Raw genomic sequence first — 25400 nt, 5'->3', positions numbered from 1 at the left:
ACGGTAGTTGCACTTTTGGGCCCCGGGGAGTCGTTCTCGCCACCAATAAACCCAAGGAGCCGCAATGAAACGTCGTGAGCTGTTGAAGCTGTCTGCCGTCGCCGCCGCAACGCTGTTGTCCGTGTCGAGCCTCGCGTTTGCTCAGGCAAAAGAACCGATCAAGGTCGGCGTCCTGCATTCGCTGTCGGGCACGATGGCCATCTCCGAGACGTCGCTGAAAGACGTTGCGCTGATGACGATCGACGAGATCAACAAGAGTGGTGGCGTGCTGGGCCGCAAGCTGGAGCCGGTGGTGGTGGATCCGGCATCGAACTGGCCGCTGTTTGCCGAGAAGGCGCGTGGGCTGCTGACGCAGGACAAGGTGGCCGTGACGTTCGGCTGCTGGACGTCGGTGTCGCGCAAGTCGGTGCTGCCGGTCTATGAAGAGCTGAACGGTTTGCTGTTCTACCCGGTGCAGTACGAAGGCGAAGAGATGTCGAAGAACGTCTTCTACACCGGCGCGGCGCCCAACCAGCAGGCCATTCCGGCCGTGGAATACCTGATGAGCAAGGAAGGCGGCGGTGCCAAGCGCTTCTTCCTGCTCGGTACCGATTACGTCTATCCGCGCACGACGAACAAGATCCTGCGCGCGTTCCTGCACAGCAAGGGCGTGAAGGACAGCGACATCGAAGAGGTCTACACCCCGTTCGGCCACTCCGACTATCAGACCATCGTTGCCAACATCAAGAAGTTCTCGCAGGGCGGCAAGACCGCCGTGGTGTCGACCATCAACGGCGACTCCAACGTGCCGTTCTACAAGGAACTTGGCAACGCCGGCCTCAAGGCCAAGGACGTGCCGGTGGTGGCCTTCTCGGTGGGTGAAGAAGAACTGCGCGGTATCGACACCAAGCCGCTGGTGGGCCACCTGGCGGCATGGAACTACTTCATGTCGGTCAAGAACCCGGTCAACGACGACTTCAAGAAGAAGTGGGCTGCGTGGGTCAAGGCCAACAACTTGCCCGGTGGCGACAAGCGCGTCACCAACGACCCGATGGAAGCCACCTACGTCGGCATCATGATGTGGAAGCAGGCCGTCGAAAAGGCCGGCTCCACCGACGTGGACAAGGTCCGCAAGGCGATGTACGGCCAGCAGTTCAAGGCACCGTCGGGCTTCACGCTGGTGATGAACAACAACCATCACCTGAGCAAGCCCGTGATGATTGGCGAGGTGCGCGGCGACGGCCAGTTCAACGTCGTGTGGAAGACGCCGACGGTGATCCGCGCCAAGCCGTGGAGCCCGTACATCCCGGGCAACGAGGGCAAGCCTGACGAAGTGAAGTAATCAGGCGGACCGGCGGCGCATACAGCGCGGCCGGTCCTTTGAACGACGCTGCACGACGTGACGGACGGCCCCAACACCGGCCGCCACGCATCGGATTGCCATGATGCGCTTGTCCCGCTGGTTGTTTCATTCCCTTGCCGCACTGCTGTGCGCTTTCTGTCTGGCCGCGACGCCCCAAGGTTCTGCGTGGGCCGCCGGACAACCCCTGACCCAGGCGGATCTCAAGCCGCTGGCCGAAGACGACTTCGATGCCAAGGTCAAGGCGCTCAACGCGCTGACCGCTGCGCCCGCCGAACAAGCCGGGCCGATCCTGCAAGCCTTGCAGAATGACGCGCTGTTCTTCGCACCCGCCGCCGGCATGGTGCGTCAGGACGGCGAGAAGTACCTGGACGCGATCACTGGCCAGCCCGTCACCGTCAAGGCCGACGATCTGCAGTCCCTCACACTGAACAATGCCCTGCGTGCGCAAGTGGACAGCGCGGCGAGCGGCTTCGTGCTGCAATCGCCCGATCGCGCCGTGCGCGCGCAGGCCGTCGATACTTGCGCATCCCGAGACGGCGTCGCGCCCCATTGTCGACGCGGCGCGCAAGCATGAAACCGATCCGGAGTTGCGCAGCAAGCTGCATGTGCTGTGGGCCAATCTCGCGCTTGACGACGGCACGCATGCCGAGAAGCTCGAAGCGCTCAAGCTGCTTGCAGGCGACACCAATCCGCAGACGCGCCAGCGCATCGCCCCGTTGCTTGCCAAGGACAGCGGCGCCGACGATGAACTGCGCGCCGCGGCCCAACAGGCGCTCGACGGCCTCGCCGCGCAGCAACGCAAGGCCGAGCTGGTCGGCAACCTGTTTGCGGGGCTGAGCCTCGGTTCGGTGCTGCTGCTGGCGGCGCTTGGGCTGGCCATCACCTACGGGCTCATCGGCGTCATCAACATGGCGCACGGTGAATTCCTGATGATCGGCGCGTACGCCACCTACGTGGTGCAGACCATCTTCCGCAACTACTTTCCGAACGCGTTCGACTGGTATTTGCCCGCAGCGCTGCCTGCCGCGTTCCTGGCGGCGGCCGTCGTTGGCTTTGCGCTGGAGCGGCTGGTGCTGCGTCACCTGTATGGCCGTCCGCTGGAAACGCTGCTTGCCACCTTCGGGATTAGCCTGCTGCTGATGCAGGCCGTGCGTTCGATCTTCGGTGCGCAGAACGTGGAGGTCGCGAACCCGAGCTGGATGAGCGGCGGCATTGCGCTGTATCCGGGCCTCGTGCTGCCTTACAACCGGCTCGTCATCCTGCTGTTTGCGCTGGCCGTCGTGGCGATTGCGTGGGCGGTGCTCAACCGCACGCGCCTGGGCCTGTTCGTGAGGGCCACCACGCAGAACCGCACGATGGCGGCCTGCGTTGGCGTGCGCACGTGGAAGGTCGACAGCTACGCGTTTGCATTCGGTGCCGGTATTGCCGGCCTGGGCGGCTGTGCGCTTTCGCAGATCGGCAACGTCGGGCCGGACCTCGGCCAGAGCTACATCATCGATTCGTTCATGGCCGTGGTGCTGGGCGGGGTGGGGCAACTGGCCGGCACGATCATCGGCGCGTTCGGGCTGGGCCTCATCAACAAGTTCATCGAACCGTTCTATGGCGCGGTGCTGGCCAAGATCATCGTGCTGGTGCTGATCGTGCTGTTCATCCAGAAGCGTCCGCAGGGCCTGTTCGCCCTCAAGGGCCGCAGCGCCGAGGCCTGATATGACGACGACCAAGTTCTCTCTCGATATTCCGGCGCGCATGCCGCTGCTGTCGCGGCGCGGGTGGTCTGCGCTGGTGCTCGTGTCGCTCATCGTGTGCATTGGCGCGCCGGTGTGCGCGCTGCTGGTGCCGGAGGGCAGCCCGCTGCATCTGTCGGCGTACGCGCTCACGCTCATCGGCAAGATCATGTGCTACGCGCTCGCGGCGCTGGCGCTCGATCTGGTGTGGGGCTATTGCGGCATCCTGAGCCTCGGCCACGGGCTGTTCTTTGCGCTCGGCGGCTATGGCATGGGCATGTACCTGATGCGCTCCATCGGCCGCGAAGGCGTGTACAAGAGCGATCTGCCGGACTTCATGGTCTTCCTCGACTGGAAGGAGCTGCCGTGGTTCTGGCACGGCACCGAGCACTTCGCCTGGGCGATGCTGCTGGTGATTCTGGTGCCCGGCGTGCTGGCGTGGCTCTTCGGCTTCTTTGCCTTCCGCTCGCGCGTCAAAGGCGTCTACCTGTCGATCATCACGCAGGCGATGACGTATGCGGCCATGCTGCTGTTCTTCCGCAACGAGACGGGCTTTGGCGGCAACAACGGCTTTACGGATTTCAAACGCATCCTCGGCTTCCGATCTCCGCATTGCCGACACGCACCGTGCTGTTCGTGGCGACGTTTGTGGCGCTCGTGCTGGCGTTCATCGCCTGCCGCGCCATCGTCACGTCCAAGTTCGGCCGCGTGGTCACCGCCATTCGCGATGCCGAAGCGCGCGTGATGTTCTCCGGCTACAACCCGCTGGGCTACAAGCTGTTCGTGTGGACGTTTTCGGCCGTGCTGTGCGGCATCGCGGGCGCGCTCTACGTGCCGCAGGTCGGCATCATCAACCCGGGCGAGATGTCGCCGGGCAACTCCATCGAGATGGCCGTGTGGGTCGCCGTGGGCGGGCGCGGCACGTTGATCGGCCTGATCATCGGCGCGTTCCTCGTCAACGGCGCCAAGACGTTGCTCACCGCATGGGTGCCGGAGTACTGGCTGTTCGTGCTCGGCGCGATCTTCGTGCTGGTGACGCTGTATCTGCCGAACGGCGTGCTGGGGCTGCTGGGCAAGCTGCGCATGAAAAGGCGAGCGCCCGCGTCAGCCCAGGCGCATGAAGCCGCGGCCGCCACCGGAGACCACGCATGAGCACGTTCACCGAACTCCCCGACCGCGCGGAGACCGGCACCGCCACCGGCATGGGCCACCTGGTCGAGCCGGACACGATCGACGTCTCGCACGGCGCCATCCTGTATCTCGAAGACGTCACCGTGCGCTTCGGCGGCTTTCGCGCACTGAACGCGCTCACGCTGTCGATCGACCACGGCGAGCTGCGCTGCATCATCGGCCCCAACGGCGCGGGCAAGACCACGATGATGGACGTGATTACCGGCAAGACCGGGCCGCGCAATGCCGACGTGACCGGCCGAGTCTTCCTCGGCCAGACCATCGACCTGCTGCGCCTGACCGAGCCGCGCATCGCGCAGATCGGCATCGGCCGCAAGTTCCAGAAGCCGACCGTGTTCGAGCAGCACACCGTGTGGGAAAACCTGGAACTGGCCATGAAAGCCGACAAGCGCTGGTGGGTCTCGCTGCGCGCGCGTCTGCTGAACGATGGCCGCCAGCGCATCGAAGAAACGCTCGGCCGCATCCATCTGGAAGCGGAGGCCTATCGGCCTGCCGGGCTGCTCTCACACGGCCAGAAGCAGCGGCTGGAGATCGGCATGCTGCTGATGCAGCAACCGCAACTGCTGCTGCTCGACGAACCGGTCGCCGGCATGACGGATGAAGAGACGATGCAGCTCGCAACGTTGCTCAACGGCCTGCGCGGCACGTGCTCGATCATGGTCGTGGAACACGACATGGAATTTGTCGCCGCGCTGGCGGGAGCAGAAGGACGCGTGACCGTGCTGGCCGAAGGCAGCGTCCTGGCCGAAGGCACGCTCGATGCCGTCAAGCGCGATGAGCGAGTGATCGAATCCTATCTGGGGCGTTAGAAGGCTCCGCAAAACTACTGCGCGTCCCGATCTTGCCCTGTGATGCTCGCCGTACCCGTGTACGGCTGCGCTTCTCGGGCCAACATCGGACCGCTCGCTACGTTTTTCAGAGCCTTCTCAAGGCAAAAGGAAAGAACGCGATGTTGCAGGTCCAACAACTGAACCAGTACTACGGCGGCAGCCACATCCTGCGCAACGTCAGCTTTGACGTCCCCACAGGCAAGCTCACCACGCTGCTTGGCCGTAACGGCGTTGGCAAGACGACGCTGCTCAAATGCCTGATGGGCGTGGTGCCCACCGCCAGTGGCGCGATCGATTGGGAAGGGCGCACCATCCAGAAGCTGCCCGCGTATGAGCGTGTCTCGCAGGGCCTCGCCTATGTGCCGCAGGGGCGTGAGATCTTTCCGCGGCTGACGGTGGAAGAGAACCTGCTGATTGGTGCGGCCGCCAAGCGCGCGCCTTCCAAGGTGCCCGATTCCATCTACGAGCTGTTTCCGGTGCTCAAGGAGATGAGGGGCCGTCGCGGCGGCGATCTGTCCGGCGGCCAGCAGCAGCAACTTGCCATTGGCCGCGCGCTGATGAGCGAGCCGCGCCTGCTGATCCTGGACGAGCCGACCGAAGGCATCCAGCCGTCGATCATCCAGGAGATCGGCCGCACGCTGCGGCGCCTCGTCGATGAGTTCGGCATGTCGGTGCTGCTGGTCGAGCAGTACTACGACTTTGCCCGCAGCATTGCCGACCGCTACGTCGTCATGAGCCGCGGCGAGGTCGTCGCCCAGGGCGACGGCGCGAACATGGAGGCCGATGGCGTGCGCGATCTGGTGGCGGTTTGACGCACAGGAGTCGTGTGAAAAGTCGGGTGCCAAATGGGCGGCATCTGGCTATGATGGAAAACCTTTCCGTTTGCTTAGGGTGGGGCCCGGCATGAAGCGCGCAGCCGCGTTTCATGGGGCAACCCTCCCGTTTGCATGACCGATGCGCCATCCCGACTTTCCTGTTCCGCCGCAGGCCACCGCATTTGCATCCTGGGAGGCCTCGCTGCACCTGGCGTTTGCACGGCGCGGTGAGCGCACTGTGCTGGCGACGTGCCGGCATCAGGGGCCGCTGCGGGTGCAGAAGGCGCTGTATCCGGAAGGCGAGGGCGTCTGCCATGCCGTCATGCTGCATCCGCCCGCAGGCATTGCCGGCGGCGATGTGCTCGATATCGACATCGAAGTCGGTGCCGACGCGCATGCTGTGCTGACCACGCCCGGCGCCACCAAGTGGTACAAGTCGCTCGGCCGCACGGCCACGCAGCGCGTTGCCATCCGGGCGGAGGCGGGGGCGCGGCTCGACTGGCTGCCGCAAGAGAACATCGTTTTCAACCAGGCGTGCCCGATCATCGACCTGACGCTGGATCTGGACATCGGGCGCCACCGCCATCGGCTGGGACACCACCATGCTCGGCCGCCATGCCGCCGGTGAATCATGGGCGGAAGGCCGCATCGCCATGCGCACCGCCTTGCGTTGCAACGGGCAGCCGCTGTGGATTGAATCGGCGGCGTTCGAGGCGCAATCGCCCGTGCTGAATGCGACGACGGGCATGGCCGGCTTTCACGTCACCGGCACGCTGTGGGCCGTAGGCGAGGGCGCCACCGAAGCCCTTGCCGAATCGATGGCCGAGCGCCTGCCGTACAACGACGACCTGCGCGCGGGCGTCACGTGCCTCACGCAAGATGCGCCCGGCCTGCCAAACGTTTTGCTGCTGCGCGTGCTTGCACGCCGGCCCGAAGATGTGCGCGCGTTGCTGTCACAGACGTGGCTGGCGCTGCGCGAACCGATGCATGGCGTGGTAGGCCGCCCGCTGCGCCTCTGGTCTACATGACTGCGACATGACGGCCACATGATGGCGACCTGACCTCGCATCGCCCGATCTGAACTCAACTGAATTGACCCTCACCGAAGAGAGCCCTCGTGGAACTGACCCCGCGCGAAAAAGACAAGCTGCTGATCTTCACCGCCGCCTTGCTGGCCGAGCGCCGCAAGGGCCGCGGCCTCAAGCTCAACTACCCGGAAGCCGTCGCCTTCATCAGCGCCGCCATCATGGAAGGCGCACGCGACGGCAAGACCGTTGCCGACCTGATGCACTACGGCACCACGCTTCTCACCCGCAATGACGTGATGGACGGCGTGGCCGAGATGATTCCCGACATCCAGGTCGAAGCCACGTTTCCGGACGGCACGAAGCTCGTCACCGTCCATCACCCGATCGTTTGAATTTTGATTTCCAAGTTTAAAGTCCGCACGCCACTCACCACTACGAGTCCTGCCATGACGCCTACCCTGTCTCGCTTCGTCCGGCCCGCAGCGGCCATTGCGCTTATGTTCGGCGCCTCCATCGCGTTTGCCCACCCGGGGCATCCGGGCCATACCGCCGAGGGCAGCCTGCTCGCCGGGTTCCTGCATCCGCTCACGGGCGCAGACCACCTGCTGGCGATGGTGGCCGTGGGCGTGTGGAGTGCACTGGCCTCGCGCTCGGTGCGTGATGCGCTGTGGGCGCCGGTCGCCTTTGTCGCGTTGATGATCCTGGGTGCGCTGCTCGGCGCGGGCGGTGTGGCGGTGCCGATGGCCGAGCCGATGATTGCCGCATCGCTGCTGGTGTTCGGCCTGCTGATTGCCGCGCGCGCCCAACTGCCGACGTGGGGCGGTGCGCTGCTGTGCGGCGCGTTCGCGCTGTTCCACGGTTATGCGCACGGCACGGAATTCCCCGCAGGAGCGCAGGCCATGTTCCCGTATTTCGTCGGCGGCTTTGCCGTGGCGACGGCGCTGCTGCATACCGCCGGCATCGGCGCGGGCTTTGCGCTGAAGCCGCGTCTGGCATGGCTGGCGCGTCTGTCGGGTGTGGGCGTGGCGCTGTACGGTGCCGGCCTGCTGGCGGCGGCTGTCTGACGGGGCGCGACATGATCCCCGGAGAACTCCTGCCGCAAGACGGCGATCTCGAACTCAACGCAGGCCGTGCCACGTTGACGGTCACGGTGGCCAACACCGGTGATCGCCCCGTGCAGATCGGCTCGCACTACCACTTCTATGAAGTGAATGACGCGCTGCGCTTTGACCGCGAAGCCGCGCGCGGCTATCGGCTGAACATCGCCGCCGGCACCGCCGTGCGCTTCGAGCCGGGGCAGGAGCGCACGGTCGAACTCGTGGCGCTGGCCGGTGACCGCGTGGTCTACGGATTTGCCGGCCGCGTGATGGGCAAGCTTTGAGCGAGACACGGACATGACATTGAAGATCAATCGCCGCGCGTATTCGGAAATGTTCGGCCCCACGACCGGCGACCGCGTCCGCTTGGCCGATACCGAACTCATCGTCGAAGTCGAACGCGACTTCACCCTCTACGGCGAGGAAGTGAAATTCGGCGGCGGCAAGGTCATCCGCGACGGCATGGGCCAGAGCCAGCGCGAATCGAAAGACTGCGCCGATACGGTCATCACCAACGCGCTGATCATCGACCACTGGGGCATCGTCAAGGCCGACATCGGCCTGAAGCACGGCCGCATCTCGGCGATCGGCAAGGCGGGCAATCCGGACATCCAGCCCGGCGTGACCATCGTCATCGGCCCCGGCACCGAGATCATCGCGGGCGAGGGCATGATCGTCACCGCCGGCGGCGTCGACTCGCACATCCACTTCATCTGCCCGCAGCAGATCGACGAAGCGCTCAACAGCGGCGTGACGACGATGATCGGCGGCGGCACCGGCCCCGCCACCGGCACCTACGCCACCACCTGCACGCCGGGCCCGTGGTACATGCAGCGCATGCTGCAGGCCGCGGATGCGTACCCGATGAACATCGGCTTTCTGGGCAAGGGCAACGGCAGCCTGCCGGGCGCGCTGCGCGAGCAGATCGACGCAGGCGCCATCGGCCTGAAGCTGCACGAAGACTGGGGCTCCACGCCCGCCGCCATCGACTGCTGCCTGGGCGTGGCGGACGACACCGACACGCAGGTCGCCATCCACACCGATACGTTGAACGAATCGGGCTTTGTTGAAGCCACCGTCGCGGCATTCAAGGCCGCACGATCCACACGTATCACACCGAAGGCGCGGGCGGCGGGCACGCGCCCGACATCATCCGCGTGTGCGGTGAATCGAACGTGCTGCCGTCGTCGACCAACCCGACGCGGCCCTTCACCGTCAACACGCTGGACGAGCACCTCGACATGCTGATGGTGTGCCATCACCTCGATGCGTCCATCGCCGAAGACATCGCCTTTGCGGAGAGCCGCATCCGCCGCGAGACGATCGCCGCTGAAGACATCCTGCACGACCTCGGCGCGTTCTCGATGATCTCCAGCGATTCGCAGGCCATGGGTCGCGTCGGCGAAGTCGTGCTGCGTACGTGGCAGACCGCCCACAAGATGAAGGTGCAGCGCGGCAAGCTGGCCGGCGACCCGAACGATGCGCGCGGCGGGCACGACAACTTCCGCGTCAAGCGGTACGTGGCCAAGTACACGATCAACCCCGCGCTCACGCACGGCATCGCGCACGAAGTCGGCTCGGTTGAAGTCGGCAAGTGGGCAGACCTCGTGCTGTGGAAGCCGGCGTTCTTTGGCGTGAAGCCGAGCCTGATCCTGAAGGGCGGGATGATTGCCTCTGCGGCGATGGGCGATGCAAATGCGTCGATCCCGACACCGCAGCCGGTGCACTATCGGCCGATGTTTGGGTCGGCGGGCGGGGCGCTGGGGCGGACGTCGTTGACGTTCCTCTCGCAATCAGCTGCTGCGGCTGACGTGGCGGAGCAGTATGGGTTGGCCAAGACGACAGCGGTGGTCAAGGGCACGCGTACTGTGAGCAAGGCGGACATGATTCATAACGACTGGCGGCCTGACATTACGGTTGATCCGGAGACGTATCAGGTGGTGGCGGATGGGGTTGTGTTGACTTGTGAGCCGGCGGAGGTGTTGCCGATGGCGCAGAGGTATTTCTTGTTTTGAGTTTTGGGATGGGCTCCGTGGTCCATCCCTGTTTCGTACCCCGCCGGGCACGACCTACTTTTCTTTGTCTTGCCAAAGAAAAGTAGGCAGAAGAAAGGCGCGCCCGAGATGGCGAAAGACTCCTTGATTTGTGTCGCGGGGAGGGAAGGGAGGCAAACTCGCTGCGCTCAGACAGGCCTCCCTTCTTTTTCCTCCCCGCAACAAAAATCCAAGGCGCCATCTAGGGCGGGAACGTCAACGGCCAAACCGGCGGTGTGCTGTCCTAGTTGGCACTTTGTCGGTGCCGTTGCTGCTCGCCTTGCTTCGCGTTGCGTTGTTGGCTCCTACTGCACTGGTGATCGATGGTTTGGCCTTTGACGTTCCTGCCCTAGATGGCGCCTTGGATTTTTGTTGCAAGGAGGAAAAAGGAAGGGAAACTGTCTGAGCGAAGCGAGTTTTCCTTCCCCTCCTTGCGACACAAATTCAAGGAGGGGTTCGCCGCATCGGGCGCGCCTTTCTTTGCTTACTTTCTTTGGCAAGACAAAGAAAGCGAGTCGCCCCCGGCAGGGGGCGAAACAGAAGCAAACCAACAAGCCCCGCCCCGGGCAAGAAAGAGGAAAACGAGCCTTAGACCTCGAAGCCCGAAGCTCAGACCCCCAACCACGACCCTCCAACCCTCAAATTCGATACTCCAGATATCGAATAAGAGCCAACGAGGCGAAGCAATTCGGCCGCAAGACCCGATCTAGACAAAACGAGACGCAACCGAAGCAAAAATGCAGAATTTTTCGGGCCTCCGAGGGCCATGCTCGATGCAAAAGCCTCGTGCTCCGACCTCCGAGCCCGACGTTCGACCCTCAACCCTTGGGATTCGAAACCAAAAGTGTGAAAGTCGGAGTTCAGAGCCCCGCTGTTGAGTGTCAGAGCTTGGCAATTGAGCCTCAGAGCCTGACGATTGAGGCTCGGAGCTCGACCTTCGAGGCTCGGACCCCGGTATTTGACAGGCTCAGCTCCAAGCTGGGCAGTCGCGAGATTGTGAATAGGTTCCAACGATGCTTTCCATCAACAAACACCCCGCACCGCATGGCCTGGCCTCCGTGCTGGTCAAGCGCGCGCCCAAGCTGGTGCTGCCATTCCTGGAGCGCAGCCGCAGCCGCCTGCGCGCCACTCTCGACGATGGCCGTGAAGTGGCCGTCGTGCTGCCGCGCGGCACCGTCATGCGCGGCGGCGATGTGCTGGTCGCTGAAGACGGCACGCTGGTGGAAGTGCAGGCCGCACCGGAGCAGGTGCTGCGCGTGAGCAGCGACAACCGTCTTGCACTGATGCGCGCGGCCTACCACCTCGGCAATCGCCACACGCCCGTGCAGGTCAGCGCCGATGCACTGCAGCTCGAAGCCGATCCGGTGCTCGAAGACATGCTGGTCCGCCTGGGCGTGACCGTCGCGCATGTGGAGGCGCTGTTCGAGCCCGAGGCGGGCGCCTATGGCGGCGGCCATCGTCACGGCCACGATGCGACGTTCGAAGAGGACTACGCGGCCGCGCAGGCGCTGTACCACGAGCATCACGGGCGCGATCATGGCCACAGTCACGCGCATGACCACGGCCACGAGCATGGTCACGCGCACGGTCATGATCACGACCACGGCCACGGCCATGTGCATGGCCCCGGCTGCGGCCATCACCATCATCACCATGACTAACGCGGCGCAGCTCACCGCCTTGCTGCATCTCGCGTCCCCGGCGCTGCCGGTGGGCGCTTTCAGCTATTCGCAGGGCCTGGAGGCGGCGGTGGACGTGCGGCACGTGACCGATGAAGCGTCGGCTGCGGCGTGGATTGCCGAGGGGCTCGACGTGCTGGCCGCCTGCGAGGCGCCGTTGTGGCTGCTGCAGTTTGCCGACTGGCAGGCCGGCCGCTTCGATGCCGTGGCCGAGCGCGATGCCTGGTTCCTTGCCACCCGCGAGACGCGCGAGCTGCGGCTCGAAACGTCGCAGATGGGCTGGTCGCTCAGTCGACTCATCCAGCAGATGGAATGGGGCGATGACGCACTGCGCGGCGCATTGGCCGCGCGCGCTTCAGTGACGTTTCCGACGGCCTTTGCCGCCGCCGCTGCCGCACTGAATGTCGACCCGCGCGACGGCGTGACGGCGTACTGCTTTGCCTGGGTGGAAAACCAGATGGCGGCGGCAGTGAAGGCCGTGCCGCTCGGGCAGGCTGCGGGGCAGCGGATTCTCTTTGGCCTGCACGCAGCGGTGGCGGGTGCGGTGGAAGAGGCTACGCGGCGTGCGGCCTGTCATCCGCCTGAACTGTCTACGTTTTCGCCCGGGCTGGGCGTGTTGTCTGCCCGGCATGAAACGCAATACTCACGACTCTTTCGATCCTGAACCTGATCAACATGCGAACCAAGAAACTTCCTGCCCTGCGCGTTGGCGTGGGCGGCCCGGTGGGCTCCGGCAAGACCACGCTGCTCGAAATGCTCTGCAAGGCCATGCGCGAGCGCTACGACCTCGTGGCGATCACCAACGACATCTATACGAAGGAAGATCAGCGCCTGCTGACCATCTCCGGCGCGCTGCCCGCTGAACGCATCATGGGCGTCGAGACGGGCGGCTGCCCGCACACGGCCATCCGCGAAGATGCGTCGATCAACCTTGAAGCGGTGGACCGCATGCTTTCCAAGTTTCCGGATGCGGACGTCGTCTTCATTGAGTCGGGCGGGGACAACCTCGCGGCGACGTTCAGCCCCGAGCTGTCGGACTTGACCATCTATGTGATCGACGTGGCGGGCGGCGAGAAAATCCCGCGCAAGGGCGGCCCGGGCATCACCAAGTCGGACCTGCTCATCATCAACAAGACGGACCTGGCGCCGTATGTCGGGGCGTCGCTGGAGGTGATGGAGAGCGACACGCGCAAGATGCGCGGCGATCGGCCGTTCGTGATGTGCAATCTGCGGGCGCAGGGTGGGTTGGATGAGGTGATTCGGTTTATTGAGAGGCAGGGGATGTTGGTGGGGGCTAGGGGTTTTTGGGGTTTGGTTTTTGCGGTTGTTCTCCTGCGGGGGCGGGCTCTTGTGGTGCATCTCTATTTCACCCCTGCCGGGGGCGACTCACTTTCTTTGTCTTGCCAAAGAAAGTAAGCAAAGAAAGGCGCGCCCGAGATGGCGAAAGACTCCTTGAATTTCTGTAACCGGGCGGGGAAGGAGGCAAACTCGCTTCGCTCAGACAGGCCTCCTTCCTTTATCCGCCCGCTTACAGAAATTCAAGGCGCCATCTAGGGCAGGAACGTCAACGGCCAAACCGATGGTGTGCTGTCCTAGTTGGCACTTTCTCGGTGGTGTTGTTGCTCGCCTTGCTTCGCGTTGCGTTGTTGGCTCCTACTGCACTGGTGATCGATGGTTTGGCCTTTGACTTTCCCTGCCCTATGCGGCGCCTTGAATTTGTGTTGCAAGGAGGAAAAGGAAGGAAACTGTCTGAGCGAAGCGAGTTTTTCCCTTCCCCTCCTTGCGACATAAATTCAAGGAGTCTTTCGCCGCATCGGGCGCGCCTTTCTTTGCTTACTTTCTTTGGCAAGACAAAGAAAGTGAGTCGCCCCCGGCAGGGGTGAAATAGGGATGCACCACAAAGCCGGCCTCGCAGAGGACAAAACAAAAGCCCACCCCCAACCCGACCACAAAAACAAAAAAGGCCGCCAAACAAGGCAGCCCCTCCAGCAAAGGAAAACGCCGAATCAACGCCGCTGATACTGCGTAGCCCCAAACAAAATCTCCTTCGCCTTGTCGTCCTGCACCGCAGGCGTTCCTGGGCCAGCACCTTCACCGCGCGCTGCACGGCCGGGCGTTCTTCAATGGCCTCAAACCAGCGCTGCAGCTTCGGATAATCCGACAGCTCGATCCCCTGGTTCTTCCAGCTGCGCAGCCACGGCCACGTCGCAATGTCGGCGATGGAGTAATCCGCACCGCCGAGAAATTTCGATTCGCCCAGGCGCTTGTCGATCACGCCATACAGACGCTTCGCTTCGTTCGTATAGCGGTTGATCGCGTACTCGATCTTCTCGGGCGCGTAGATGCGGAAGTGGTGCGCCTGGCCGAGCATCGGGCCGACGCCGCCCATCTGGAACATCAGCCACTGCAGCACTTCATATTTGCCGCGCACGTCCTCGGGCAGGAACTTGCCCGTCTTGCCGGCGAGGTACAGCAGGATCGCGCCCGATTCGAACAGCGAAATCGGTTTGCCGTCCGGGCCATCCTGATCGACGATGGCCGGGATCTTGTTGTTGGGGCTGATCTTGAGGAAGTCGGGTTTGAACTGGTCGCCGGCGCCGATGTTGATGCCGTGAACGCGGTAAGGCAGCCCGCATTCCTCCAGCATGATGTGCACTTTGTGGCCGTTGGGCGTGGCCCAGCTATAGACGTCGATCATCGAGTGGCTCCTTGGCTTCTGGCCGGGAAGAGAAGTGCAGGCCACCAGCAGCCTGCAAAGTGTTCCATTCCAGCACAGAACCGAAAAACGCGCAGACGCCGGGCAGAGGCAAAAAAATCCCCGCTCAAGGCGGGGTTAAGGAGTGAACGGTACGGCCGCGCCGCAGATCAGGAGCCGCGGGTGACCGGCATGTCGACAACATCCTTCAGGTGCAGATGCTTGGCCAGTTCCAGCTTGGCGATGGCCGCGCGGTGCACTTCGTCCGGGCCGTCGGCCAGGCGCAGCGTGCGCTGGTGCGCGTAGGCCGAGGCCAGCGGGAAGTCGCCCGACACGCCGCCGCCGCCGTGTGCCTGGATCGCCCAGTCGACGATCTGGCAGGCGATGTTCGGGGCCACGACCTTGATCATCGCGATCTCGGCCTTGGCGACCTTGTTGCCGACTGTGTCCATCATGTACGCGGCCTTGAGCGTCAGCAGGCGGGCCTGTTCGATCATGCAGCGGGCTTCGGCAATGCGCTCGTGCCAGACGCTGTGCTGCGCGATGGCCTTGCCGAACGCGATGCGCGACGACAGGCGCTTGCACATCAACTCCAACGCGCGCTCGGCCACGCCGATGCTGCGCATGCAGTGGTGGATGCGGCCCGGGCCGAGGCGGCCCTGCGCGATCTCGAAGCCGCGGCCTTCACCGAGCAGGATGTTGCCCACCGGCACGCGCACGTCTTTGAGGTCGACTTCCATATGGCCGTGCGGCGCATCGTCGTAGCCGAACACGCTCAGCGGGCGCATGACGGTGATGCCCGGCGCATTGGCCGGCACCACGATCATCGATTGCTGCTCGTGGCGGCCGGCATCGGGGTTGGTCTTGCCCATGACGATGTAGACGGCGCAACGCGGGTCGCCGGCGCCCGACGACCACCACTTGCGGCCGTTGATGACGTATTCGTCGCCCTGGCGCTCGATGCGGCATTCGATGTTGGTGGCGTCCGACGAGGCCACGGCCGGCTCGGTCATCAGGAAGGCGGAGCGGATCTCGCCGCGCAGCAGCGGCTCCAGCCAGCGGTCTTTCAGTTCTTCGGACGCGTAGCGCTCCAGCGTTTCCATGTTGCCGGTGTCGGGCGCGGAGCAGTTGAACACTTCCGGCGCCCAGGGCACGCGGCCCATGATTTCGCACAGCGGTGCGTATTCGAGGTTCGACAGCCCTTCGGGTGCGCGCGGCGAACGCGGCAGGAACAGGTTCCACAGCCCGGCCTTGCGCGCCAGCGGCTTGAGTTCTTCGATGACCTTCGTGGGAATCCACGCGTTGCCGGCACGGCGGTTGGCTTCGACTTCTTCGTGGAAGCGGTGCTCGTTCGGGTAGATGTGCTGGTCGAAGAATTCAAGCAGGCGTGCCTGCATTTCCTTGACCTTGGGCGTGTAATCGAAATTCATGGTGTCTCCTCAGTACATCGAACAAGCGCCTCGAACGGGCAACCATCAACTCAGTTCAGACAGACTCGGCCATGCGTCAAACACGCCCGCCGAGCACGGCAAACACGGCACTCGCGCGCGCAATCAACCGGTCGCCGCGATGGAAGAGGGCCTGCGCAAAGGCCAGCTTGCTGCCGGTGCGCAATCCCTCCGGGGTGATCTCGATCCAGTCGCCTTCTCCGGCAGAGGCGATGAAATCCACCGTCAGGCTGGCGGTCGACATGGCCAGCGCGCCGCCGGTGCCTTCGCCCGGTTCGGCCAGGCAGTAACCGAGCGCCGCATCGGCCAACGATGCCACCACGCCGCCATGCAGGATGCCGCGCCGATTCAGGTGGTGATGCTGTACGTGGAAACCCATCACCATCGACGCGCCCATCCCCTTGGCATACACCGGCCCCAGCATCGTCAGGAAGGGGCTCGGCTTGTTCAGCAGGTCAAAACCCGTCGGTACGGCGAGATGAGGGGTTGTGGTCATGGCGCGCGGCGCAACTCACAAGTGGTGTCCGCAGAATAAGCCTTCGCCTACAATAAGAGAAATGAATTTCGTAGATTGCAGTCCATCAATGTCATGCATATATCGCGCGTCGACCTGAACCTGTTTGTCGTCTTTGACGCCATCTATACGGAAGGCGGGATTACGGCGGCCGCCCGCACGCTCAACCTGACGCAACCGGCGGTGAGCCACGCTCTGGGGCGGCTGCGCGAGTTGTTCGACGACCCGCTGTTCGAGCGGCGCGGGCAGGGCATGGTGCCGACGCCGCTGGCGCGCACGCTGATCGCCGAGGTGCGCACGGCGCTGCAGGGCTTCGAGCGCACCCTGCGTGAGGGCACGCGCTTCGACCCTGCCACGAGTGAGCGCCGCTTCACGCTGTCGATGCGCGATGCGCTGGAAGCGACGTTGCTGCCGCCGCTCATGGCCGCCATCGCCAAGGAAGCGCCGCGCATCGACGTGACGACCGTGCGCGGAGACCGCCGCCAGCTCGAAACCGAATTGCTGGCCGGCACCATCGACGCGGCGGCGGACATTCTGGTGCCGGCATCTCCGGCCATCCGCCATGCGCCGCTATTGACCGATCCGATGGTGGTGCTGGCGCGCCTCGGCCACCCCATCGCCAACGAACCGCTGACGCTGGAGCGCTACCTCGCCTGCGAGCACGTGCATGTGTCGTCGCGGCGCCGTGGCGCCGGGCTGGAAGACGTGGAGCTGCGCCGCCTCGGCCACGAGCGACGTGTGCGGCTGCGTTGCCAGCATTACCCGGCCGCCTGCCGCGTGGTGAGCTGCACGGATCTGCTCGCCACGTTGCCGATCCGCTATGCGCGCATCGCCAACGAGCCGTATGGCAACGTGATGCTGCCGCTGCCGTTCAACGTACAGCCGCTTGAGCTGTATCTGTACTGGCACACCAACAGCGACCAGGATGCCGCCAGCCGCTGGCTGCGGGACCACGTATTCGCCGCGATGGCGGAGGTGGCCCTGGACGACGCCGTGGCGGCATTCGCAGACGGGCGTTGACGAACGCAAGGGCGGACGCAATCATCGGGGCTGCGGCGCACAAATGGCGTAACCACGCCGGTTTATGACAGATTGATGGCATTCGGTGTGCCACTGTCCAGCGCCTGCGCTCCCGGCAAACCGTCTCTTCTTCCGATGTATGACTGCGACTGCGTCCGCGATCAGTTTCCAATCCGACAACACCGGTTTCATCTGCGGTTTTCGTTTCGAACCGGGCAAGCCCGGCGTGGCGCTGGATTCGTCCGAGATTGCGGATGCGCTCCAGCATGCAGAGAGCGAGGATGCCGGCGACGCATTCATCTGGCTGCATTTCAACCTGTCGCGCGCGGGGTGCATGCGGTGGCTTCAGGGCCATCTCGAGCTGCCCGAATCGTTTCTCGAGTTGCTGGGCGAGGAGGCGCACTCCACGCGCATCGAGCAGCAGGACGGTGCGCTCGTCGCTGTCTTCAATGATGTGATCTTCGATTTCGAGCGCACGCCCACGCAGGTGGCGACGCAGTGGGTATCGCACACCGGCGCCTGCTGGTGACGTTGCGCCGCAAGCCATTGCATTCGGTCGACCGCTTGCGCGAGTGCGTGCGCAGCGGCGAGACGTTTCGCTCGCCAGCGGACCTGCTGGGGCATTTGATGTGCGATCAGGCTGATCTGATGACGCAGATCGTCCGCACCACCGGCATCGACATCGACCGCATCGAAGACCGTTTCCTGGCGTCAAAGATCACCTCCGGGCGGCAGGAGCTTGCGGGCACCCGCCGCGTGCTGGTGCGTCTGCAGCGCATGCTGGCACCGGAGCCCGGTTCGGTGTTTCGCCTGCTGGCCCGGCCGCCGGCGTGGCTGCATCCGGAAGATGTGCAGCAATTGCGCGAATCGACCGAGGAGTTCTCCGTCGTGTTGCGCGACATGAGCGGATTGATCGAGCGCATCAAGCTGCTGCAGGAAGAGGTGATTGCGCGCCTGGACGAGCAGAACAACCGGACGCTGTTCACGCTGACGCTGGTGACCGTGCTGGCCCTGCCGATCAACATCGTCGCAGGGCTCTTCGGCATGAACGTGGGTGGCGTGCCGCTGGCCGACAACCATCACGGCTTCTGGCTGATGGTGGGGCTGGTGGCGGCGTTTACGTGCATCGTGGCCTGGTGGTGGTCCGCCGCCGCAACAACCAATAAGAACGTCTACGTATTCGCGGTGACGGCCGACTTGGCTTTGGCGGGTTTGGGCGATGCCGTTGCTGCCTTTGCCGTCTTTGCAGCCGGGAACGGGTAACACGCGCTGAACTCCGCAAAGCGCGCGGCGAGAAAATCCGCACACGCCGTCAGCCGCGCGGGCCGATGGCGGCGCGCCAGGGCCACGAGCTGCAGCGGCGTGGGGGCATGGCTCCATGCCGGCAAGGCCACCTCCAGCCGTCCCGCGCTCACGTCTTGCGCGACATCCAGCCACGACTTGAAGGCCAGGCCGCGCCCGGCGATCGCCCAGTCGCGCACCACGGCGCCGTCGTCGCACTGGAAATCGCCGCGTACGTCGATCGGGGGGCCGCTGGCGTGCGTGAGTTGCCAGCGGGTGACGGGCTCGCCGTTGCGCAGGAGGATCAGGCAGCGATGGTCGGCGAGGTCGCTCGGGTGGGCAGGCCGGCCGTGCTGCTTGAAATACGACGGCGCGCCCACGATCACACGCGGATGCGACGCAAGCGGCCGCCGCACCAGCGCGGAATCCTGCAGATGCCCATAGCGCAGCGCGAAGTCGAGGTCTTCTCGCATCAGGTCGGCCAGCCGGTCGCCGAGCACCAGCGTGATCCGCACGCCGGGATGCTCGTCGCAGAAGGCATCGAGCCATGGGCGCAGGATGTGTCGCCCCAGGTTCGATGTGGCCGCAATGCGGATGGGGCCGGACAGCTCGGTGCGATCCTGCCCCAGGCTTTCTGCGCCTTCGTCCAGCGCTTCCAGCGCCTGTCTTGCATACCCCAGATAACGCTGGCCGGCTTCGGTCGGACGCATGCTGCGCGTGGTGCGCTCGAACAGGCGGGCGCCGAGTTCGGTCTCCACGCGTTTGAGCGCGGCGCTGGCGGTGGCGGCAGCCAGCCGAGCTGGCGCGCGGCGGCGGAAAGGTTGCCGGCGTCGGCAATGCGCACCAGCAGGCGGAGGTCGTCGAGGGCGATCATTGTCAAAGCAGATTTGGAGAATCATCAAAGCATAGCCAGATTATCTTGCTTTTGTTTGATGAAAGAATGGCCCCAGTCGATTGACGGTTTTTTCTTTCTCTTCTCAAAGGAGCATTGGCATGACTTCGAAGACCTTGCAGGACCAGTCCGTGGTGGTGTTGGGCGGTACGGCCGGTATTGGGCAGGCGGTGGTACGCGCGGCGGCAGCCGAAGGGGCGCGCGTGACCGTGCTGGGGCGCTCGGCGAAGGCGGCGGATGGCGCGCACGGCATTGCCGTCGATGCGAACGACTCGGCGTCGCTGGCGGGCGCGCTGGCGCAGGCAGCCCAGCTGTCCCCCAGCGGGAAGATTGATCACCTTGTCATCACCATCGGTTCGCGCACGAGCCCGCCGCCGTTTGCCTCGCTGCAGCGTGCCGATCTTGAGCAGGCCTTCGGCACCAAGGTGTTTGCGGCGCTGATGGCGGTGCAAGCTGCGTTGCCGTATCTGACAGAACGCGCATCGATTACGCTCACCTCGGGCCTGCTCTCGCGCAAGGCGACGGCAACCGGGCTGCTGCGTGGCTCGATCAATGCTGCAGTGGAAGCCGCCGCCAAGAACCTGGCGAAGGAACTCGCACCGCGCCGCGTCAACGTGATCAGCCCCGGCGTGGTGGATACGGAAGTGTGGGGCGCGCCGGCCGATCGGCAGGCCATGCTCGCGCGCATCGGCAGTGGCTTGCCGGTCGGCCGTGTCGGCACGCCGGAAGACCTCGCGCAAGGCTATCTGCTGGCCATGACAAACGGCTTCATGACCGGCGCCATCATCGACATTGAAGGAGGCGGTTTGCTATGACGACTGACAGCGATTGGACCTTCGACCACGTGAACTTTCACGTGGCAGGAGAGGCACCCATCCTGAAATTCTTCGCTGATGTGCTGGGCTGGAAACCGGGGCCGCGCCCGGTGTTTCCGTTTCCCGGCACATGGCTGTACCAGAACGACGATGCGCTGGTCCATCTCGTGACGCAGGAAGGTGATACGCCGGAGTTGGTGTTTTCGCATATCGCGTTCCGCACCGGGAAGGATGCCGCCGATGTGCTGGCCGCCGTGCGTCAGAGCGGCGTGCCGCACCAGGTCGAAACACCCCGCGCGGCCTGCCGCACAGATCTTCGTGCAGTTGCCGGGCGGGGTGGTGCTGGAGCTGGAGGCGCCGCTGTCCGGTCCGCTGGAAGCGGCGCGCGAGTACGAGAAGCCTGCTACGAAGTGAGGCGCAACATCATGCGCCGGCCTGCTGGGCGTACTTCCAGCCCAGTTCGGCCATCGGGCGGGCGCGCTTGCCCGCTTCCATCGCCTGCGCCGACGACGCCGTGCCATCCACCACGCGCTTCATGATCCCCTGCAGGATGCCGGCAATGCGGAACATGTTGTAGGCGAGGTAGAAGTTCCAGTCGCCCGTGATGCGGCGGCCGGTGCGTTCTTCGTATTGGCGGATGTACTCGGCTTCTGTGGGGATGCCCAACGCGGCGAAGTCCAGGCCGGCGACGCCGCGGAACTGGCCTGGCTCGATGTGCCAGCTCATGCAGTGGTAGCTGAAATCGGCGAGCGGATGGCCGAGCGTCGACAGCTCCCAATCGAGGATGGCCAGCACGCGCGGCTCGGTCGGATGGAAGATGAGGTTGTCGAGCCGGTAGTCGCCGTGAACGATGCTGGTGATTTCCTCGGCTTCCTGCGGCACGTGCTTGGGCAGCCATTCGATCAGGTTGTCCATGGCCGGAATCGACTCGGTTTCCGACAGCTTGTACTGCTTGCTCCAGCGCTCGATCTGACGCGCGAAATAGTTGCCGGGTTTGCCGTAATCGGTCAGGCCGATGGCGGCGTAGTCCACCGTGTGCAACGCAGAGATGACGCGGTTCATCTCGTCATAGATTGCGGTGCGCTCGGCGGGCGCCATGCCGGGCAGGGCTTGATCCCACAGCACGCGGCCCTGCACGAACTCCATGATGTAGAAGGCGCGGCCGATCACGGCTTCGTCTTCGCACAGCGCATACATCTTCGCGACGGGCACGTCGGTCTTGGCGAGAGCATCCATCACGCGATATTCGCGTTCGATCGCGTGCGCGGACGGCAGCAGCTTCGCCTTCGGCCCGGGCTTGGCGCGCATCACGTACGTGCGCGACGGCGTGATCAGCTTGAACGTCGGGTTCGACTGGCCGCCCTTGAACTGTTCAACCGTGAGCGGGCCGGCAAAGCCTTCAACCTGCTCGCGCATCCACGCTTCCAGCGCGCCGATGTCGAACTTCTGCTGATCTGCTACCGGGCGCGTGCCCTCAAAGGCCGAGAAATCCTGCTGGTCCGTTTGTGCCATGGGTGTGTCTCCGAATCTTGTTGTGTATCGAGGAAAGTTCAGGTCGGTTGACGATGGCGAAGGTACTGCTGCAGCAGTACTTCCATCGTCGTCAGGCGCGAGCCGACATGCGCGGGCGAGGGCGCCGAAAATTGCTCATGCGCAGCACCCAGTCGGTCGGGGCCTCGCCAACATCGAGCACGTTGATGCAGCCGGCGGTCTGCGCGAGGCTGCCGAAGAACACGCGCTCGCCGCCGGTGATGGCATGCGAGAGGATCGCGCGGTTGGTGCCGCCATGCAGCACGAGCAGCACGGTGTCCCAGTCCGTTTGCGCGCGCAGCCGGGCGATGGCCGGAATCACGCGGTCAAGAAATTCGCCGATGCTTTCTCCGTTGAGGAAGCGCCGGTCTTCGGACACCGTGCCTTCAAACGCGCCGATGAAGGCTTGCGCGAGTTCGTGCTCGGGAATTTCCGCCAGCTTGCCGCCGCGGATTTCCTGCAGCTCGGGCCAGTGCTCAAGCGCGATGCCGCGTTCCTGCATCGCCGGCATCTCGGCCAGCACGCGCTGCGCGGTTTCTACCGTGCGCGGCAGGCCGCTGACGATGACGCGGTCGAAGATGATGTTCTCGGCCGCGAAGACCTTGCCGGCGGCGGTGGTCTGGCTGCGGCCGAGTTCGTTGAGCGGCACGGCTTCGGGCGACGGAACGGGCCGGCCGGTTTCGTCGAAGTACGTCACCGCGCCATGACGCATCAGGTAGACGCGGCGGCGATTGGGTGTCGGGAAGGGAACCATGCGAGCCGGAAACTAGCGGTATTGGGGTTTGCGCTTTTGCAGGAAGGCGGAGATGCCTTCGTTGCCGTCGGCGTGGTGCAGCGCTTCGACAAAGCTGTGCTGCTCGGCCTTGAGGTGATCGTGCAGCGAGGCGTCTTCGGCGTGCGCGATCAGGCCCTTGATGCGGCCCACCGCGTGCGGCGATTGCGCAGCGAGTTTTTCCGCCAGTGCCAACGCCTGGTCCAGCGCCTCGCCGGGTTTGACCACCTCATTGATGAGGCCGAAGTGCGCGAGCTGCTCCGCGCTGACAGGCTTGCCGAGCATGATGATTTCGCTCGCCAGCGGGCGCGGCAGGAAGCGCGCGATGTGCCACGAGCCACCGCCGTCCGGCGTCAGCGCGACGTTCACATACGCCATCACGAACTTCGCGTCCGATGCGGCAATCGCAAGTCGCACGCCAGCACCAGCGAGAAACCTGCGCCGGCCGCTGGGCCTTCCACCGCAGCAATCACGGGCTTGGGGAACGTGCGGATCGTCTCGATCCAGTGGTTGAGCGCGTCGATGCCGTCTTCCTGCACGCTCCTGGGTTTGCTTCGGTTTTCCAGCAGGCGGTTCAGATTGCCGCCCGCACAGAAGGCATTGCCGTCGCCCGTGAAGATGATGGCGCGAATTTCGTTGTCGTTGGCGGCGCGGTCCAGCGCTTCCATCGACGCGGTGTACATCACCGGGTCCAGCGCGTTGCGGGCGTCAGGGTTGGACAGCGTCAGCACCAGCGTCGAGCCGATGCGTTTGGAGAGCAATTGCGCGGTCATGGCGGCCTCGTCAGGGTAAGCGGCAATCAGGCGTCAGGCGTATCAGGCATCAGGCGTGAGCAGCGACATGCCGAGACGGGCACGGCGCAGCAGCCACGGGCTCGGGCGATAGCGCGGATCGCCATACAGCACGTAGAGGTTCTGCAGGACTTCAAGGATGGCGTTCGTGCCCAGCGTATCGCCGAGTGCCAGCGGCCCTTGGGATAACCGAGCCCCAGCGTGACAGCGAGGTCGATGTCCGTCGGCGTGGCAATGCGCTGCTGGGCGATGTCGCACGCGATGTTGACGATGCACGCGACGATGCGCTGCGCCACAAAGCCACCCGAATCCCGGATCACCGTGACGGGCACGCCGTCGGAGGCCAGCAAGCCGTGAGCGGCGTCACGGTAGGCCGCGTCGGTGGCGGGCGTGGTCATCAGCGTGCGGCGCTTGGTGGCGGCAAACGGATAGAGCGTGTCGAGCGCGACGGTGCGGCGTGCGTCGAGCCCCTCGGCGGCCACGCAGGCCGTGGCGTCCAGCCCGCGCGGCGTCACGATGATCAATGCATCGGCGGACGGTTTGGAACCGCCTTCGGGCGTGATGCCCAGATCGAGCAACAGGCGCTGCGCTGCGGCGTGGCCGGCGTCATGCGCGCGGCTGATCCACACCGAAGACGGGCGCGCAGACGGGGCGGGCGTTTCTGCCGGTACCTGTTTTTGCCCCTCCGGATAGCGGTAGAAACCTTCGCCCGTCTTGCGGCCCAGAATGCCGCCGGCAAAGCGCACCGCCGTGATCTGCGACGGACGATAGCGCGGCTCGTCATAGAACTGGCGGTAGACCGATTCCATCACCGGGTGCGAAACGTCCAGCCCCGTGAGGTCCATCAACTCGAACGGCCCCATGCGAAAGCCCGCCTGCTCGCGCATGATGGCGTCGATGTCCGCATACGCCGCCACGCTTTCCTGCGCCACGCGCAGGCCTTCGGTATTCATGCCGCGACCTGCGTGGTTGACGATGAAGCCCGGCATGTCGATGCAGCGCACGGCGGTGTGCCCCATGCGCTTGGCGAGTGCTGCCAGGGCATCACCGGTTGCGGGCGCGCTGCGCAGGCCGTCGATGACTTCGACCACCTTCATCAGCGGCACCGGGTTGAAGAAGTGAAAGCCAGCAACGCGTTCCGGGTGCTTGCATGTGGCGGCAATCGCCGTGATCGACAGCGATGATGTATTCGACGCCAGGATGGCATCCGCGCGGACGATGTCTTCGAGCTGGCGGAAGAGGTCGCGCTTGACGTCGAGCTTCTCGACGATGGCCTCGACCACGAGGTCGCAGTCGGCCAGATCGGCGAGCGCGTCTGCAGGGACGAGCCGCGCGACGGTGGCGTCGGCTTCCTCCGCCGTCATCTTTCCCTTGGCGGCCAACTTGGCGAGCGTATCGGCCAGTGCAGTGCGCGCCGCTTCCACGGCTTGCGGGTTGGCGTCGAACAGCTTGACGCGCAAACCTGCCTGGGCCGCGATCTGCGCAATGCCGCGCCCCATGGCGCCCGTGCCCACAATCCCGATAGTCTGCATATGAAATCCGCTGCGATCGAAAGAAGTCTGGCTAAAATAGCACGAGCGTGCGATTTCTGGCATCCGCACCGACCATAACGGGCGGCCAAATTACCAAGGAGACGGGTTCATGCTGACGCTTTACGGCTTTTCTGCGAGCAACTACTACAACAAGGTCAAGCTCGCCCTGCTGGAAAAGGGCATCCCTTTTGAGGAATCACCGCGCTGGCCGGACCAGACCGACGGCGAAATCTCGCCGCTGCACAAGGTGCCGTATCTGGTGGGCGAGGACGGTGGGATGTGCGAATCGCAGGTCATTGTCGACTATCTGGAAGCGCGGTATCCGGAACATCCGCTGATTCCGGCCGATCCGTTCCGGGCGGCCAAGGTGC

15 protein-coding genes and 11 pseudogenes are annotated in these 25400 nt (G+C 64.5%); 18 read left to right on the top strand and 8 right to left on the bottom strand.

Features of this window, described 5'->3' with window-relative positions; genetic code table 11:
* Positions 1–64: 64 nt before the first annotated feature.
* The 13 genes and pseudogenes from urtA to ureG form a co-directional block, all read left to right on the top strand.
* Positions 65–1321, top strand: a complete 1257-nt coding sequence (gene urtA, locus OWR21_RS01205) for an urea ABC transporter substrate-binding protein (protein WP_027681046.1) — start codon at positions 65–67, stop codon at positions 1319–1321.
* 100 nt (positions 1322–1421) lie between these two features.
* Positions 1422–3048, top strand: a pseudogene (gene urtB / locus OWR21_RS01200) (urea ABC transporter permease subunit UrtB).
* Position 3049: 1 nt separating this feature from the next.
* Positions 3050–4218 (top strand): annotated as a pseudogene (gene urtC / locus OWR21_RS01195) (urea ABC transporter permease subunit UrtC).
* Positions 4215–5066, top strand: coding sequence for an urea ABC transporter ATP-binding protein UrtD (gene urtD / locus OWR21_RS01190; protein ID WP_009241045.1), 852 nt, complete (start codon positions 4215–4217; stop codon positions 5064–5066). The pseudogene urtC and the gene urtD overlap by 4 nt, the downstream one beginning before the upstream one ends.
* Positions 5067–5206: 140 nt before the next feature.
* Positions 5207–5899, top strand: coding sequence for an urea ABC transporter ATP-binding subunit UrtE (gene urtE, locus OWR21_RS01185; RefSeq protein ID WP_332394425.1), 693 nt, complete (start codon positions 5207–5209; stop codon positions 5897–5899).
* A gap of 142 nt (positions 5900–6041) precedes the next feature.
* A pseudogene (locus OWR21_RS01180) lies at positions 6042–6930 on the top strand (urease accessory protein UreD).
* 89 nt (positions 6931–7019) lie between these two features.
* Positions 7020–7322 (top strand): urease subunit gamma, encoded by a 303-nt coding sequence (locus OWR21_RS01175; RefSeq protein ID WP_004630759.1) that lies wholly within the window; start codon positions 7020–7022, stop codon positions 7320–7322.
* A gap of 54 nt (positions 7323–7376) precedes the next feature.
* A complete protein-coding gene (locus OWR21_RS01170; RefSeq protein ID WP_332394424.1) occupies positions 7377–7994 on the top strand; it encodes a HupE/UreJ family protein in 618 nt (205 codons plus the stop codon).
* An 11-nt stretch (positions 7995–8005) separates the two neighbouring features.
* Complete coding sequence (locus tag OWR21_RS01165; protein ID WP_063391398.1) at positions 8006–8311, top strand: urease subunit beta; 306 nt, start codon at positions 8006–8008, stop codon at positions 8309–8311.
* Between the two features lie 13 nt (positions 8312–8324).
* Positions 8325–10042: pseudogene (gene ureC / locus OWR21_RS01160) on the top strand (urease subunit alpha).
* Between the two features lie 1031 nt (positions 10043–11073).
* On the top strand, positions 11074–11721 hold the full coding sequence (gene ureE / locus OWR21_RS01155) for an urease accessory protein UreE (RefSeq protein ID WP_332394423.1): 648 nt from the start codon (positions 11074–11076) through the stop codon (positions 11719–11721).
* On the top strand, positions 11714–12403 hold the full coding sequence (locus tag OWR21_RS01150; RefSeq protein ID WP_332394438.1) for an urease accessory protein UreF: 690 nt from the start codon (positions 11714–11716) through the stop codon (positions 12401–12403). The genes ureE and OWR21_RS01150 overlap by 8 nt, the downstream gene beginning before the upstream one ends.
* Positions 12404–12414: 11 nt before the next feature.
* A pseudogene (ureG, locus tag OWR21_RS01145) lies at positions 12415–13026 on the top strand (urease accessory protein UreG); the annotation flags it as partial.
* Between the two features lie 719 nt (positions 13027–13745).
* Here the strand turns inward: ureG and OWR21_RS01140 are convergent.
* The 3 genes and pseudogenes from OWR21_RS01140 to OWR21_RS01130 all read right to left on the bottom strand — a co-directional run bounded on the left by OWR21_RS01140 (position 13746) and on the right by OWR21_RS01130 (position 16378).
* A pseudogene (locus OWR21_RS01140) lies at positions 13746–14437 on the bottom strand (glutathione S-transferase N-terminal domain-containing protein).
* Positions 14438–14604: 167 nt separating this feature from the next.
* Complete coding sequence (locus OWR21_RS01135; protein WP_253537615.1) at positions 14605–15864, bottom strand: acyl-CoA dehydrogenase family protein; 1260 nt, start codon at positions 15862–15864, stop codon at positions 14605–14607.
* A gap of 76 nt (positions 15865–15940) precedes the next feature.
* Complete coding sequence (locus OWR21_RS01130) at positions 15941–16378, bottom strand: PaaI family thioesterase (RefSeq protein ID WP_332394422.1); 438 nt, start codon at positions 16376–16378, stop codon at positions 15941–15943.
* Positions 16379–16471: 93 nt separating this feature from the next.
* Here OWR21_RS01130 and OWR21_RS01125 point away from each other — a divergent pair, with 93 nt between their 5' ends.
* Together OWR21_RS01125 and OWR21_RS01120 are read left to right on the top strand one after the other, a co-directional pair.
* Entirely contained in the window at positions 16472–17416 is a 945-nt protein-coding gene (locus OWR21_RS01125) for a LysR family transcriptional regulator (protein ID WP_332394421.1), read from the top strand.
* A gap of 139 nt (positions 17417–17555) precedes the next feature.
* Positions 17556–18582 (top strand): annotated as a pseudogene (locus OWR21_RS01120) (transporter).
* Positions 18583–18588: 6 nt separating this feature from the next.
* Here the strand turns inward: OWR21_RS01120 and OWR21_RS01115 are convergent.
* Positions 18589–19455 (bottom strand): LysR family transcriptional regulator, encoded by an 867-nt coding sequence (locus OWR21_RS01115; RefSeq protein WP_332394420.1) that lies wholly within the window; start codon positions 19453–19455, stop codon positions 18589–18591.
* Between the two features lie 235 nt (positions 19456–19690).
* On the opposite strand from OWR21_RS01115, the gene OWR21_RS01110 reads away from it, so the two are divergent.
* On the top strand, positions 19691–20404 hold the full coding sequence (locus OWR21_RS01110; RefSeq protein ID WP_332394419.1) for an SDR family oxidoreductase: 714 nt from the start codon (positions 19691–19693) through the stop codon (positions 20402–20404).
* Positions 20401–20818: pseudogene (locus OWR21_RS01105) on the top strand (glyoxalase). Before OWR21_RS01110 ends, OWR21_RS01105 begins: the two are co-directional and overlap by 4 nt.
* 9 nt (positions 20819–20827) lie before the next feature.
* Here the strand turns inward: OWR21_RS01105 and OWR21_RS01100 are convergent.
* The 4 genes and pseudogenes from OWR21_RS01100 to OWR21_RS01085 form a co-directional block, all read right to left on the bottom strand.
* On the bottom strand, positions 20828–21916 hold the full coding sequence (locus OWR21_RS01100; RefSeq protein WP_316899393.1) for a phosphotransferase: 1089 nt from the start codon (positions 21914–21916) through the stop codon (positions 20828–20830).
* A 38-nt stretch (positions 21917–21954) separates the two neighbouring features.
* Positions 21955–22688: pseudogene (locus OWR21_RS01095) on the bottom strand (histidine phosphatase family protein).
* A 12-nt stretch (positions 22689–22700) separates the two neighbouring features.
* Positions 22701–23479: pseudogene (locus OWR21_RS01090) on the bottom strand (oxepin-CoA hydrolase, alternative type).
* 42 nt (positions 23480–23521) lie between these two features.
* Positions 23522–25029, bottom strand: a pseudogene (locus tag OWR21_RS01085) (3-hydroxyacyl-CoA dehydrogenase).
* A 109-nt stretch (positions 25030–25138) separates the two neighbouring features.
* On the opposite strand from OWR21_RS01085, the gene OWR21_RS01080 reads away from it, so the two are divergent.
* Positions 25139–25400 (top strand): glutathione S-transferase family protein (locus OWR21_RS01080; protein WP_332394418.1); only part of this gene is annotated, 262 nt, incomplete at its 3' end.

It is taken from the genome of Ralstonia sp. 1B3, assembly GCF_036631435.1.
The sequence above is the reverse complement of the archived record's forward strand: the minus strand, read 5'-3'. Positions and strand labels throughout refer to the sequence as shown.